The organism is Mesobacillus harenae, assembly GCF_013343715.1.
GTDB classification, from domain to species: domain Bacteria; phylum Bacillota; class Bacilli; order Bacillales; family Cytobacillaceae; genus Mesobacillus_A; species Mesobacillus_A harenae.
The window spans coordinates 88102-101671 of record NZ_JABUNR010000008.1; the positions used below are offsets into that span (position 1 = coordinate 88102).

The following is a 13570-nucleotide window of genomic DNA, read 5'->3' on the forward strand; positions in this document are numbered from 1 at the left end:
TCAAATCCACTTGCACTTATTCAGCTGTTTGATTTGTTGTATGATACATACTATGCACTATTAATTCTTAAGGTTATCAAATATATAAGCCCCTAATTCTCCAAAAAGCAGGATAGAGGGAAAATATAGCGAAGTATATTTGCATAAGTTCATTTATCTTTTTAATATATTTATATTACAACCTATCTTTAAAAGTCCGGGGGAGTTACCGTGATCAGAAAAACTGCTTTAATTACCGGCGGTGCAAAAGGTATTGGAAAAAGAGCGGCTCTTCAGCTTGCTGAAAACGGGATTAATGTTATCATCAATTACCGGAATAGTAAGGATGAAGCCACCTCACTGGCCAAGTATCTGACAGAGAAATATGGAACACGAAACATTGCCGTCAAGGGAGATATTACACAGTTTGGAAACTGCCAGAACATTGTTAATGAATCTTTATCTATTTTTCCAACAGTCGATATTGTTGTCCATAATGCAGGCCCATATATCGCAGATCGCAAGAAAATGACCGATTACTCTGTTGAGGAGTGGCAATACCTTGTTAATGGCAATCTGAATGCCGTTTTTTATCTATCGAACCTGCTGATACCACAGATGCGAAAAGAAGGCTGGGGCAGGATTATTACGATTGGTTACGACAGAGTCGACTCTGCGCCTGGCTGGATTTACCGTTCTGCCTTTGCTGCAGCTAAAACGGCATTGGCCTCATTGACCAAAACAATAGCACTTGAAGAGGCTGAAAACGGGATTACTGCCAATATGGTGTGCCCCGGAGATATTATCGCCGAGTGGAAGGAAAAAACGATCCATGATGCCACTGAAATGGGTGACGACTCATCCCCTGTCGGGAGACCAGGAACAGGTGAAGATGTCTCTAGAGTGATTGCCTTTCTTATTGAAGAGAAGTCCAGTTTTATCACGGGTAGTATAATACCTGTAACCGGAGGCAAGGATGTCCTGGGGAAAGTATATCGGAATAACGAAAGCTAATAAGATTGCTGTATAGCTTTCATAACGGGTTTAGTGCAAAGTCGCTTTTTATTGCTGTATCAGGTGCTTTGTCTTTTTTAAAGCAATGCTAGCTGCGGAAAGCGCGGTGTATTTACAGAACAAGCCGTTATGTCTCAATATACGCCAAAGGAAATACAAAAAATAGCCATGATTTCAATATACGAAATCAATGGCTATTTTTTATTTTTGATTTAGTGTCATTCTTGTTGCCTTTTATAATGTGGATTTGGTTGTGAAAGACTTTTTTTTCAACTGAACCTCTTTATAACTACACAGCATTTTTTGTATGGTTTAAAAATTTCTTTTCAAGATAAACAAGTCTTGCCAGAAGGCAGCTCGCACCAACTGCTAATCCAGCAATTAATCCTACCCAGTAGCCAAAAGCCTGCCACTCAGTAAAGTTTGCAAGATAGTAGCCCAGCGGAAGACCAATTACCCAGAACGAAATAAACGCCATTAAAAAGGTTATATTTACATCCTTATAGCCGCGGAGTGCACCTTGAACTGGGGCCAGAATAGCATCGGACAATTGGAAAAATACAGCGTATATAAGAAAGTTTGATGTCAGGGCTAGTACTTTTGGGTCAGAAGTATAAATTCCGGCAATTTCAGTCCTGAAAATTAATAAAACCACTCCGCATGCAAAAGCCAGTACGACGGCAAAGGCAATCCCGATCCAACTGTATACCCGGGCATCCCTGTACCGCTTCGCCCCTGCTTCAAAACCTACAACAATAGTAAGGGCCATTGATATGCTGAGCGGAATCATATATAAAAAGGATGAAAAATTTAAAGCAGCTTGATGTGAGGCAATAGTCACCGTATTAAAACTGCTCATGAATAAAGTAACAGCTGCGAAAATACTTGTTTCAAAAAAAATCGCAAAGCCAATCGGCACACCTATCTTTAGTATCTCTTTCCACTTCTGGATGGAAACAGCATGAAATTTACGAAAGACTCCGAAATTTGCGAAGGGCTGCTGTTTGACAACAATATAAGCGGCAATGAGAGCAATCAGCCAATATGTGATTGCAGAAGCATATCCAGCTCCTACCCCACCTAATTCTGGAAATCCAAACTTCCCAAAAATAAGCAGATAATTAAAAACAACATTGATCGGCAGAGACAAGAGGGTGATCACCATGGTAACTCTAGTTTTGCCTAATGCATCAATGAAAGAGCGCAGCACATTGAAAATAAATAACGGAATAATTCCAATGCCTAGGGCGATTAAATATTGAAGGGCGACTTCATAAACACTTGTTTCTAAATTCATTTTTAGGAGAAGTGGCTTTACAGTAAAAGCACCTACCAAGAAAATGATAATGGCCATTACAGTCGCCAGATAAACAGCCTGAATTACGGAATAGGCCGCGTCTTTTTCATTTTTTGCGCCTGCAAGCTGGGCAACAATAGGGGTAATCGCAAGCAAAATTCCGCTTAGTCCTGTAAAAACAGGAACCCATAGCGACGATCCTATCGCAACACCAGCTAAATCAGAAGGGCTGTATTGCCCAGACATCATAGTATCGAAAAAATTCATTGCGTACATTGCGAGCTGTGTTACTAAAATAGGTATAAGAATAATATTAAGCTGCTTTAATTTTTCTCTCAGTGTGTAGGTTTGGTACATTTAAAAGCCTCATTTGCATTCAATATATAAAAAAGTATTATATCATAGATTACCGATATCCTCCTTAGCAACGGAAGGTGTTCTGCAATTCCGGCAGTGCCCTTTCTCTTTTTTGCTTAGTGAGCATAGGGCGATATGTGTTTTTAGTTATAAAATAATTTTTTTATGTCAACCTAAAAGCAGTGGTCTATTCCTATAACGGGTTCGGCTTTTTGAAAAATCCCTAAATTAACACACCAATTTGGAACTGAATTAGACTGCCTCTTTTTATTGAACAGGGGGGCGGATAAATAAAAACATTCTTTCTTATCCTTAATTCAGTCTATAAAATAAGCGGAGGACTTTCCCGTTATACTGCAGAATAGAGCTCAGTTCTAGAATATAAGCGGAAGTTTTTCCGTTAAGTAAGGCAAGATGATCGATTTTATGTTTTTTGGAGCAAATAGGCGGAAGCTTTCCCTTTATTTAAGCTATCTTCCGTGCCTTTTCATAATTAAGAGAAATTTCTCCGCTTATTTATCAACCATGCAGATTCCCTTTGCTGGCCCGTACGAGTCTGCTTTTTATGGTAGGGGTTGAGCAGAGTATTGAAGATCTCTCCAAGCGTTGTCTTTGAACCAATTTGCTTAAATTCTAGTACGAATTATTATATGAATTAGTACTTAGTATTTCAAAACAGAATCCGTTACTATTCCTAGATGTGGCTTTTAGCTTGTAAAATAAGTGCATGCAGGAATGGAAGCTCTTTCCTTTGTCTATTATATAACCAAAGGGGTGATAATATTGGGCAGTGAATTCAGCTTAAATCGAATTAATCCTAACCAGACGCAAGTGTTTTTTAATGATGGGCGTTATGAAACCCTGACCGATGATGAGCTTGAACTATTTCTAACAGAAGCGGCGTTAAGTGAAAGTAGCAAGAATGAAGTGGATCCTTTCAACTAATGGCTTCCGCCTGAACGAGAGATTTTCAAAAAAGTCCATAAAAAAACGCGCTGCCAAAGCAAGCGCGATGTTATTAAGCTTCCATAAGGTGAACATGAGAATCTTCCTGTAGGTGTGCGGCAGATCTCTTCATGTGTAAAGTATATTGATCCTTGGAAATCTCATATAAGTCGTAAATATCTTCAGCAGCATTAAGCTGCAAATAAATAGCTGGTCTGGTCTCATTTGCTTTCACAGCATAAGGCAGCTTTTCGGCAGCTTTTAGAGAGCGATGGTTTACCTTTCTGATCCGCATAAAGACAGTCTCGATACCAAGCTCATAAAAAAGCTCTTCAAAGAAGGCATCTTTCGCAATACCGTTGTATCCTTTTCCATGGAATGGCTTTCCTATCCATGTTCCAAGGAAACCAGCGCCGTCCTGGATGTCGTATAAGTTAATTGTTCCTATTGGCGTATTCCAGTCGTCGTAAATTGTTCGTGAAACTAGCTCGCCGCGTTCCTCAGCTTCAATCGTTTGTTTTGTAACGAACACATATTCATCATATGAATACGCCTTCTGACGGACGAAAGGGAAGACTTCCGGATCCATCAGCAGCTCAAATAATTCATGGCAATCTTGAAGATCACGTTTTTTGAGCATTTGTATCCCTCCAATAGGGCAGTCCAAGTCCATGCATAAATAGGCATGGCCACCCTCGAAATTTTTTGTAAAATTGCTAAAAAATTTCGGGGTGGGAATCGAACCCACTAGGACCAGAATACTGGTGGCGCACCATTTGCCTTCCCTGATTACATATCCGATATTTTTCGGTTAAACAATTTCCAATACGTATCATACTAAAAAAAACACGAAAAGAAAATAGGTAATTTGCCAATATTTTTAGAGATTTATTGCCAAAATTCTACAAAGGTAATTAGCTAGAAACGATTGTTCTTTGCAAGGGTTATCTGGTGTGATTCGCATAGGATTTTGAGCTGAAAAACGCTGCAGAAAATGACGAAACTTAATTTCTATCAGGTAGTTTTCAATGCACTGTTCAAAGCTCATCTAGCCTTGGTTTTATAGAAATAATAAGCGGCAGCAGACAGGAATGCCAAGAAAATGATTGGAAGCATAACAGGACCTGCGTATACCTTAATATCACGCCAATGCTCGCCAAGTTCGATCCCCATGAGTAAGAATAGGACTGTCCATGGAATCATTGCAGCTACAGTATATAACGTAAATCTGGACAGGGGCATCCGGGCAATGCCAGCAGGGATTGAAATGGCATGACGGATCACGGGTATAAATCTGGCGGTGAAAATCATTCCAGTTCCGTACTTTTCAAACCAGGCTTCTGAAGCGTCTAAATGTTTTTTTGAGATAAATAGATATTTCCCATACTTATCCAGGAAAGGCCTCCCTCCGTATAGACCCATCCAGTATAAAAAGAGCTGTGCTGCAGTCCCTCCAAACACACCGGCTAAAAAGGCTCCCAGGAAGTGGATCTGGTTCCGCCCAATTAAGTAGCCCCCATACCCAAGGACAATTTCGCTCGGAATAATTTCTATCATTAATCCAAGGGCTATTCCAATATATCCGTGTCCAGACAGCCATTCAAAAAAAATAAAAAACCAATCCTTCATTATACGCAAGCCTCCATTGTTTTAAATGCTTAAAAGACTCCGCTAAACTGCAGGGCTAACACGGCCAGTCCAAGAACCCACACATAGACAGCAAAAATTTTGAGGGAATTTTTTTTAATATAATTAATCATCCAGACAATCGCAAAATATCCGGATAGAGCAGATGCAACTGTAGCAAAGAATAAACTGGTAAAGCTGATTCCCTCGTTAGTTTGGCTGAAAAGCTCTGGTACTTGAAAGACAATGCCTCCAGCAATAGCAGGAATGGATAATAGAAATGAAAAGTAAGCAGCAGTTTCTTTGTTTAATCCCCGGAAGAGGCCTGCTGCAATTGTAAGGCCTGAACGGGAAACAGCAGGGAGAATGGCCGCCGCCTGAAATGTTCCTATTACCAGTGCATCCGTATAACCTATCTCATCCATTTGTTTTCTCCCCTTTCTAATTCCGTCTGCCATCCATAAAGCAGCCCCTGTAACAAGAAATTCCCACCCTATCGTAACACCTGTTTTAGAGATAGAATCAAACCAGTCCTTGAATAACAGTCCAACTACAACTGCAGGGATCGTTCCAATTATCATCAGCATTGAAAGTTTCCCAAATGGCTTTTTAAAAATTGTCAGCAATTCTTCTTTGTAAAGAACAAGTACAGCAAGCAGTGTTCCGATATGGAGCATTGTGTCTAGAAACAGCCCAGCCTCATCTAAACCGAAAAGATGTCTGCCAAGATAAAGATGACCAGTACTAGATATCGGCAAAAATTCGGTCAGTCCCTGGATAATCCCCAGAATTAACGCTTCAATTTTAGATAACATATATACCACCCTTTAAGCCTGTCTTATTTTGTCTATAACAAATGTATTCAGTTTGGCTCTTTCAAGAACTGGATAAAGGATAATTATCGGGTTATTGTGAAACTTTTTCAGAACAGTGCCGTAAACTACCTATAAAGGAAATGGGGGATAGCTAATGCCTGAAAAAGATGAACGGCTGCTTGCTGCCGGAATATACTTAATCAGTTTTTTCACCGCTTTTATCGGTCCGCTGATTATCTGGCTGATTAAAAAAGATGAGTCATCATTTGTTGATTATCATGGAAGGGAATACTTAAATTTCTTTATTTCCTATACGGTCTATTCAATTGTCAGTGGAATCTTGGTCATTTTGCTCATAGGAGTCTTTTTATTATGGGTAATCGGAATTATGGCGGTTGTATTTACTATCGTGGCAGCTATTAGAACGTACGAAGGCAAGGAATACAGATTCCCATTTATTTTCCGCCTGCTGTAAAATATTCGCTCTAATCATGCCACAGCTTTCTGCTTTGGCTTCAGACTGTAGACAAACTCGAAGAATTTTGAGTTTGCCTACGGTCTTTTTCATTTTAAAATTAAGATAGAAAAGCCTATGTGGTTAGATTTCCTCTCCGGGTTGACGCTTTTCGCGGGCGGTACCGGGCCTCTTCCTCCGCTACGCTCAGTATAGGAAGCATGGCGTCCAAGTATGGATCCAGCGGTTTATTTATGATGGCATAAACCCCATACATATCTGGCATTCGTGTCATCCGTTAAACCAATGAGGCGATTAAAACCACGTGGCTTATTGGCTTTTTAAAATTATCGTAAAACAAATGAACGTTTTTGCTTTTTAACCGTCATACGGGTAAATACAAGAGAAAACATTGGAGGAGATGTAAGTGGAGATACTAGAAACTGTCAATTGGGCATTAATTCTGCCAATCCTTATTATTCAGCTGGTTTTGTTTGTGGTGGCCTTAATTGACCTTGTCAAGATAGAGAAAACAAACGGTCCTAAGTGGCTCTGGGCCATTATTATTTTGTTTGTTAACATTATCGGCCCGATCCTTTATTTTGTGATCGGAAGGAGAAATCACTAAATGTCTATAATCAAGGTTGATAACCTAGTCAAAAGTTTTGGAGATATAAAGGTGATTAAAAATCTAAGTTTTATGCTTGAACAAGGCAAATGTATTGCGCTTTTGGGGCCTAATGGGGCTGGCAAAACAACTACCCTAAGAATGCTCTCGGGGCTAATGAAGCCCAGCTCAGGGGATATATCATTCTCTGGAATAAGGGCAGGTACAGATATTAGAAGCTTTATCGGTTATCTGCCACAGCACCCCGTCTTTTATGAGTGGATGTCCGGAGAAGAGTTCCTTGTATACGTTGGCCAGCTAGCGAGGCTTTCAAAAAAGGAATCAAAAAAACGGGCAGATGAATTGCTTGAATTAGTAGGAATCTCTGAGTCGAAGAAACGGCGGATAGGCAAATATTCTGGAGGGATGAAGCAGCGACTTGGAATTGCCCAGGCGATTATCCACCGTCCAAAAATGATCATGCTAGATGAGCCTGTTTCTGCGTTAGATCCGTTTGGGCGAAGAGAGGTTCTACAGTTGTTAGACAACTTAAAACAGGAGACAACAGTACTATTTTCAACCCATATTTTAAATGATGCGGAAGAGATTTGTGATGAAATTTTATTTCTTCATGATGGGGAAATCGTGGAGTCTGGCACAATGGAGCAGCTGAATTCAAGGCATACACAATCAAAAATGGAGGTTGTCTTTAAGGAGCCAGCTAAGAAATTTTTAAGTGAGTTTGCACAAATGCCTGCAATCGAGACTTTCTCATTTGAGGGAAACAAGGCAAGTTTTGTTGTTAAAGACCTGGATATTGTTAAAAAGACTCTTCTAAAAGAAGCTGTTCAGAAAGATTGGCCGCTCGTAAAATTTGAAATCAGCAGAACGACACTGGAGGATATTTTCATGAAGGTGGTAAAGAAATGAGCCAGTGGGTCAGTTTATTCAAAAAAGAGATGCTGGAAATGGCGAGGAACTTTAAATGGATCTGGGTACCGATCACGTTTATTTTACTTGGAGTTATGGACCCACTAACCACTTTTTATATGCCTCAAATTTTGGATGCAGCAGGCGGACTACCGGAGGGGACAGTGATCGAAATTCCGACTCCAGCTCCTGTTGACGTACTGATGATGAGTCTAAGCCAATTTTCTACAATAGGGGTGTTACTCATTATCCTTACTTCAATGGGGGCAGTTGCCGGAGAGAGAAAAAGCGGTGTTGCAGAATTAATACTTGTCAAACCGGTATCCTATGGGTCTTTTATTACAACTAAGTGGGCTGCTATGCTCTGTTTATTATGGGTATCCTTTCTAGCTGGCTATTTGGCTAGCTGGTATTATATTTCAGTTTTATTTGAGCAAATTCCTATTGTTGAAGTATTCATTTCGTTCGCTATATACGGAATATGGCTCTCATTCGTACTTTCAGTAACTATATTTTTTAGCAGTCTGTTCAAATCTCCAGGAGCTGCAGGAGCAGCCTCCTTGGCCTTCGTCATTATCCTAAGCCTCGTAAGTGGAACATTAGCACATATATTTGAATGGAGTCCTGCTCAATTAATGGGTTATGCTGAAGGAGTTTTGAGAACAGGAACGTTGCAGGACCATTCGGTTTCCTCAATTGTTTTTTCTGTCGCCTGCTGCATCGTGATTCTGATGGGTAGCACTTATGTATTTAAAAAGAAAGAACTAGCCTCCTGAACTATTTAAAATTAAACTTTGTCCGGAACTAGTCTTCCGGGCTGTTTTTTGTGTAAACTAAATACTGGAAATATAATGATATCTCAATATAATATAAATAAAAAGAGAGAAAGGAAGGGTACCGTTGAACGTAAATTCAGGCCTTGTTTTGGAAGGAGGAGGAATGCGGGGGGTTTATACCGCAGGAGTTCTAGAATACTTTTTAGAACATGATATTACCTTTCCATATGTCATAGGAGTTTCTGCTGGAGCTGCTAATGCTGCTTCCTACCTTTCCATGCAGAAAGGGAGAAATAAAAAAGTAAACATTGGGTTTGTCTCAGATTCCCGCTACATTTCGTGGAAAAACTTGTTGAAAAAACGCCAGGTGTTTGGGATGGACTTTATTTTTGATGAAATACCCAATAAACTGGTTCCTTATCATTATGATGTGTTTTATAAAAACAATACCGAGTTTGTCATCGGGACAACAGATTGTTTAACTGGCAAGCCAGTCTATTACCGAAAAGAAGACTACCGGAATCAGTTGCTGACACTAATAAGAGCATCTAGCTCTCTTCCATTTATAGCCCCTGAAGTGATTTTTCAAAGTAAAACTTTGCTTGATGGGGGAATTAGTGATCCTATTCCAATCCAGCAGTCAGAACGGGATGGCAACGAAAGAAATGTAGTTGTTTTAACCAGAAATGATGGGTATTTCAAAAAGCCTTCTCGTTTTCACTTTTTACTTAAGAGAAAATATCCGATGTACAAGGGTTTGCAAGAAGCGATTGCATTGAGGCATCAAAAATACAATACAACAATTCAGTATTTAATGGAGCAAGAACGCCAAGGTAAGGTTCTAATTATTCGCCCGTCTGATCCAATTAAAGTCGGAAGGATTGAAAAAGACCCGGTAAAGCTAGAAAACTTGTACAACCTTGGCTATAAGGATGCAGAGAGGATTGCTGAAAAGCTTGTCGCCTGGTAAAAAGCTGCCAATTAAGGCAGCTTTTATTTGGAAATATTGTGGATAAGCGGTTCCATTGCCTGCGTCCAGTGTTTCAGTGCCGAGAGAGCAGTGTAATTAGCCAAACCCCGCGATAAGTCAACATCGAATTGCTTGGGCCTTCGTGGTCCCTTATTTCACTTGCCTTTTGTGCTTTGAGAAAGCCAGAATAATTACTAGTCTTTAAAATGATCTACTCAATGAGAGAAAGTCAGAATGAAAATAGCCTTAAATCAATAGACTAGAAGAGACAGGATTTAATAGACGAGGTGCATTCTTCATGACCACAGAACATTTTTATCGTAGTCAGGCAGCTTCATTTCTTTATGCTTGTATTGCCTCTAGCTTGATTGTGGCAATTTTCATTGCAGGTAGTCTAGCCCTCCCAATAAGGCCACCTATAGCTCTTATTACACTGCCTTTTTTAATCTATTGTTTTTTTCAGTATCAAGCTTACATGAAATATCTCAACATATCTAGGCAAACCAGACCTGTAAACCATATCGATAGTCCAATATTGCTTCAGAATGAGTTACTCATCGGCTTTTTACCAGCGCCTGCTTTAAGAATGATGTTATTTGAGCCGGGGGGAAGACTGGCAGGTGAAATAAAAGAGATGGACCCAGCAAAATGGAGATGGCTAATCCCTGTATTCATTGACCGGTATTTTAAAAAAACATTTCTGATTTATGATCAAAATAAACAATTAGTGGGGAAAATCATCATTTCCAAAAAACACGGCACTAGTATTTATGATATAGACACTGTACTAATTGCACACTTAAAGAATTCAGGAAAGGTAAGAAGGAATAGTGTAAAGATTATGGATGGTTCAACTCTGGAGGTTAATGGTTCCATGCTTTTCACTGATACTAAATATATTTCACAAAAGGGTGAAATAGCAGGGCGTCTTCGGAGAGGGTGGATGCCATTAAAGTGGGAGAATAACTTTCCAGATCCTAATACACCTGTGATAGTTTTTCACCCAACCGCAACAATGAGGGAGAGACTCACTATAATCGGCAGTATTACTACTGACTTTTTATATTATGATCACTAAATGTTTAATTCACCATACATCAGGCTAGAGACTATTGATTAGTATTTTTCTGATGGAGGAGGAGTTTAATGACTGATGATCAGTATAATGAGTGTATCAAAGCTTGCCTGGAGTGTATGGAGGCTTGCAATGTCTGTTTCGATGCATGTTTACACGAGGATAATGTCAAAATGATGTCGGAATGCATCAGGCTTGACCGTGAATGTGCGGAAGTATGCAGTTATGCAGCGTCTGCAATGCAAAGAAACAGCCCCTTTGCAAAAAACATTTGTAAACTTTGCGCTGACATTTGCACGGCATGTGCGGAAGAATGCAAAAAGCATGACCACGAACATTGCCAAAGGTGTGCAGAAGCCTGTTTCCGGTGTGCTGAAGAATGCCGTAAAATGGCGGCTTAATCATTTTAAGATTTAATAAAGATATTAAACCAGCGATATAGCTGGTTTTTTTATTGTTTAGGAGCTTGTGCTAATTCTTATTCTAGAGTTTTTGATATTATTCTTAAACTCAATTTAGTATCAAAAGTTATAAAGGCTCCTTAAAGACAAATAAATAATGAAATGTTAATGAACGGTAAGGTAAAATGGATGTAAAAGATTAAAATAACAGTTATGATAGATTGAGCAACAAATCTTACCGTTTGTTGAACTCGTTTATGATGGATTTTTTTGGAGGAAAACATGAAAAAATTTCTTGTAATTGCTGCGTTTATACTAGCGGCTTTGTTTATTGTCGATACATTTGTTTTAAAGCAAAAGGGTTTAATCAATCAAATAGAACAAGCAGATAAATATGAAAAACTGGAAAATCCTGATCAGCTCCCATACGGAATCGAAGCTGAAAATTTGGCCCCTGAGTTTACTCTTACCGACTTAAATGGAAACACAGTAAGCTTACAGGATTACCAGGGGAAAAAGGTTCTTTTAAATTTCTGGGCAAGCTGGTGTCCTCCTTGCAAGGCAGAAATGCCCTATATGCAAAAATTGTATGAGCAATATCAGGATGATGGATTTGAGATTTTGGCTGTCAATATTACAACAACTGAAAAGAAACCGGGGGATGCTTCTGAGTTTGTTGAGGCCAATCAGTTAACTTTTCCGATTCCAATGGATGAAAAGGGAACAGTTTCCGCAGAATATGAAATTATGGCTTATCCCACCAGTTTCTTTATAGACTCAGATGGTGTAATTCGGTCCAAAGTAATTGGCGGTATGACAGAGGAATATATTGAAAAAGAAATCGCAAAACTTCCTTAGTCCTATAATGATCCGTTGTCAGGTTTTTTTGCATTACAGCATCTTTCGACAAATTTTTGAGCCGGGCATTTTATATAATTAAGACAACAGGTCAACGGGGGTTTTAAAATGGAAGTATTTGTTGCAAGGCAGCCAATTTATGATGAAAATGAGAAAATATATGGTTATGAATTGCTTTACCGAAACGATCAGACAAATGAGTATCCTGATATTAATGGCGAACAGGCTACTGCAGATGTCATTATAACTAGTTTTCTTAACATTGGAATTGATAAGCTTTCAAATGGAAAACCGTGTTTCGTGAATTTCACAGAAAAGCTTCTTCAATTAAGGCTGCCAACCTACTTCCCTCCTAGAGATATCGTTGTGGAGCTGCTGGAAACGATCAATCCTGGGCCAGAGTTATTAGTAATTTGCCACGAATTGAAAAGCCTCGGTTATAAATTGGCGCTTGATGATTTTGTTTTAGACGACTTAAATCCTTATTCTAGAAAGCTTCTAGAGGTGGCAGACCTGGCAAAGATTGATTTCCTGTCAACAACTAGAGAAACAAGGGTGAAAATGGAGAAAGTCGCTAAAAGTCTGAATGTTAAGCTTCTTGCGGAAAAGGTTGAAACGAGACAACAACTTGAAGAAGCAAAACGAGCAGGGTACCAGTATTTTCAAGGTTACTATTTTGCTAAGCCGGTGATCGTATCTTCCTATGATATTCCAGTTTCATTCCAGTCTTACTTTGAGATGATTCAGATGCTGTCCGTTACTGAACCTAGTATTGACGCTCTAACAGAATTAATAGAACGTGATCTGTCATTAACATTCAAACTGCTTAAACTTATCAATTCACCAGCATACCGGCCAAAGAGCAAAATCAAGTCTATCCGCCAAGCAATTGTGTTGCTGGGATTAATTGAAATACAAAAGTGGATTTATGTTCTTGCTGTAAGAGAATCAACAGGTACAAAAAAGATGCTGTCAGAGGAAGCTGTCCGGTTATGCTTAATTAGGGGGAAGATGTGTGAGTCCGTTGCAAGTATGTCAGCAAAACCGGCTCCTGCTGCTTCATATTTCCTAACTGGAATGCTTTCATGTATGGATACAATAACTGGGGTACCAATGGATCAAATTTTAATTGACCTGCCGCTTCAAGAAGATATTAGTGAGGCATTAAAAGGCAAGCCTAATACATACAAAGAAACATTAGATTTGGCATTAATAGCAGAAAAGGCGGAATGGAGCCAAATAAATAAAAGATGCAAAAGCATGGGATTTGAGGCTGTTGATTTATTCAGGGCGTACGGCGAAGCCGTTAACTGGTCAAACCGCATGCTTGAGAAGGAATCATTTTTAAAAGAGACATTATGATCCTGTCATGTATATGGCGGGATTTTTTTATATTTTGACGAAATAAATTGAACTATGGTGCAATTTATGGCATCTTTTATTATATCAATGCTTTTGGAGGGTAA

Annotated in this window: 15 protein-coding genes; 11 read left to right on the forward strand and 4 right to left on the reverse strand. The window is 39.3% G+C overall.

The features are described 5' to 3' along the window. The first annotated feature begins 210 nt into the window (after nt 1-210). Nucleotides 211-993 (forward strand): SDR family oxidoreductase, encoded by a 783-nt coding sequence (locus tag HRJ06_RS11265; RefSeq protein WP_174733023.1) that lies wholly within the window; start codon nt 211-213, stop codon nt 991-993. A 289-nt stretch (nt 994-1282) separates the two neighbouring features. Here the strand turns inward: HRJ06_RS11265 and HRJ06_RS11270 are convergent, their stop codons facing one another. After that, on the reverse strand, nt 1283-2647 hold the full coding sequence (locus HRJ06_RS11270; protein WP_174733024.1) for an MATE family efflux transporter: 1365 nt from the start codon (nt 2645-2647) through the stop codon (nt 1283-1285). A 783-nt stretch (nt 2648-3430) separates the two neighbouring features. Here HRJ06_RS11270 and HRJ06_RS11275 point away from each other — a divergent pair. Beyond that, complete coding sequence (locus HRJ06_RS11275) at nt 3431-3592, forward strand: hypothetical protein (protein ID WP_242035210.1); 162 nt, start codon at nt 3431-3433, stop codon at nt 3590-3592. A 73-nt stretch (nt 3593-3665) separates the two neighbouring features. Here the strand turns inward: HRJ06_RS11275 and HRJ06_RS11280 are convergent, their stop codons facing one another. The 3 genes from HRJ06_RS11280 to HRJ06_RS11290 form a co-directional block, all read right to left on the reverse strand. After that, on the reverse strand, nt 3666-4232 hold the full coding sequence (locus HRJ06_RS11280) for a GNAT family N-acetyltransferase (protein WP_174733025.1): 567 nt from the start codon (nt 4230-4232) through the stop codon (nt 3666-3668). A 404-nt stretch (nt 4233-4636) separates the two neighbouring features. Continuing rightward, nucleotides 4637-5221: an undecaprenyl phosphate transporter UptA gene (gene uptA / locus HRJ06_RS11285; RefSeq protein ID WP_174733026.1), complete on the reverse strand. Its 585-nt coding sequence runs from the start codon at nt 5219-5221 to the stop codon at nt 4637-4639. A 29-nt stretch (nt 5222-5250) separates the two neighbouring features. Next, nucleotides 5251-6033 carry an undecaprenyl-diphosphate phosphatase gene (locus tag HRJ06_RS11290; RefSeq protein ID WP_174733027.1) on the reverse strand — a complete coding sequence of 261 codons (783 nt, stop codon included), beginning with the start codon at nt 6031-6033 and terminating at the stop codon, nt 5251-5253. 154 nt (nt 6034-6187) lie between these two features. On the opposite strand from HRJ06_RS11290, the gene HRJ06_RS11295 reads away from it, so the two are divergent. From HRJ06_RS11295 to HRJ06_RS11335, 9 genes are all read left to right on the forward strand, one after another. Next, entirely contained in the window at nt 6188-6508 is a 321-nt protein-coding gene (locus tag HRJ06_RS11295) for a DUF4870 domain-containing protein (RefSeq protein WP_174733028.1), read from the forward strand. 406 nt (nt 6509-6914) lie between these two features. Further along, complete coding sequence (locus HRJ06_RS11300) at nt 6915-7115, forward strand: PLDc N-terminal domain-containing protein (protein WP_174733029.1); 201 nt, start codon at nt 6915-6917, stop codon at nt 7113-7115. After that, nucleotides 7116-8024 carry an ABC transporter ATP-binding protein gene (locus tag HRJ06_RS11305; protein ID WP_174733030.1) on the forward strand — a complete coding sequence of 303 codons (909 nt, stop codon included), beginning with the start codon at nt 7116-7118 and terminating at the stop codon, nt 8022-8024. It begins immediately after the preceding gene. Then, nucleotides 8021-8800 carry an ABC transporter permease gene (locus HRJ06_RS11310; RefSeq protein WP_174733031.1) on the forward strand — a complete coding sequence of 260 codons (780 nt, stop codon included), beginning with the start codon at nt 8021-8023 and terminating at the stop codon, nt 8798-8800. The genes HRJ06_RS11305 and HRJ06_RS11310 overlap by 4 nt, the downstream gene beginning before the upstream one ends. 124 nt (nt 8801-8924) lie before the next feature. Further along, the gene (locus HRJ06_RS11315; protein WP_174733032.1) at nt 8925-9770 is read left to right on the forward strand and encodes a patatin-like phospholipase family protein; all 846 of its coding nucleotides are present in this window, start codon (nt 8925-8927) and stop codon (nt 9768-9770) included. 298 nt (nt 9771-10068) lie between these two features. Next, on the forward strand, nt 10069-10848 hold the full coding sequence (locus tag HRJ06_RS11320) for a hypothetical protein (RefSeq protein WP_174733033.1): 780 nt from the start codon (nt 10069-10071) through the stop codon (nt 10846-10848). Between the two features lie 68 nt (nt 10849-10916). After that, nucleotides 10917-11246, forward strand: coding sequence for a four-helix bundle copper-binding protein (locus HRJ06_RS11325; RefSeq protein ID WP_174733034.1), 330 nt, complete (start codon nt 10917-10919; stop codon nt 11244-11246). Nucleotides 11247-11528: 282 nt separating this feature from the next. Beyond that, nucleotides 11529-12104 (forward strand): TlpA disulfide reductase family protein, encoded by a 576-nt coding sequence (locus HRJ06_RS11330; RefSeq protein ID WP_174733035.1) that lies wholly within the window; start codon nt 11529-11531, stop codon nt 12102-12104. Nucleotides 12105-12212: 108 nt separating this feature from the next. Beyond that, nucleotides 12213-13466 carry an EAL and HDOD domain-containing protein gene (locus HRJ06_RS11335; RefSeq protein WP_174733036.1) on the forward strand — a complete coding sequence of 418 codons (1254 nt, stop codon included), beginning with the start codon at nt 12213-12215 and terminating at the stop codon, nt 13464-13466. The last annotated feature ends 104 nt before the right edge of the window (nt 13467-13570 follow it).

Coding starts and splice junctions, on each gene's coding strand:
- HRJ06_RS11270 (WP_174733024.1), bottom strand. CDS start 2,647: ATGTACCAAACCTACACACTGAGAGAAAAATTAAAGCAGCTTAATATT.
- HRJ06_RS11280 (WP_174733025.1), bottom strand. CDS start 4,232: ATGCTCAAAAAACGTGATCTTCAAGATTGCCATGAATTATTTGAGCTG.
- uptA (WP_174733026.1), bottom strand. CDS start 5,221: ATGAAGGATTGGTTTTTTATTTTTTTTGAATGGCTGTCTGGACACGGA.
- HRJ06_RS11290 (WP_174733027.1), bottom strand. CDS start 6,033: ATGTTATCTAAAATTGAAGCGTTAATTCTGGGGATTATCCAGGGACTG.
- HRJ06_RS11295 (WP_174733028.1), top strand. CDS start 6,188: ATGCCTGAAAAAGATGAACGGCTGCTTGCTGCCGGAATATACTTAATC.
- HRJ06_RS11305 (WP_174733030.1), top strand. CDS start 7,116: ATGTCTATAATCAAGGTTGATAACCTAGTCAAAAGTTTTGGAGATATA.
- HRJ06_RS11310 (WP_174733031.1), top strand. CDS start 8,021: ATGAGCCAGTGGGTCAGTTTATTCAAAAAAGAGATGCTGGAAATGGCG.
- HRJ06_RS11320 (WP_174733033.1), top strand. CDS start 10,069: ATGACCACAGAACATTTTTATCGTAGTCAGGCAGCTTCATTTCTTTAT.
- HRJ06_RS11325 (WP_174733034.1), top strand. CDS start 10,917: ATGACTGATGATCAGTATAATGAGTGTATCAAAGCTTGCCTGGAGTGT.
- HRJ06_RS11330 (WP_174733035.1), top strand. CDS start 11,529: ATGAAAAAATTTCTTGTAATTGCTGCGTTTATACTAGCGGCTTTGTTT.
- HRJ06_RS11335 (WP_174733036.1), top strand. CDS start 12,213: ATGGAAGTATTTGTTGCAAGGCAGCCAATTTATGATGAAAATGAGAAA.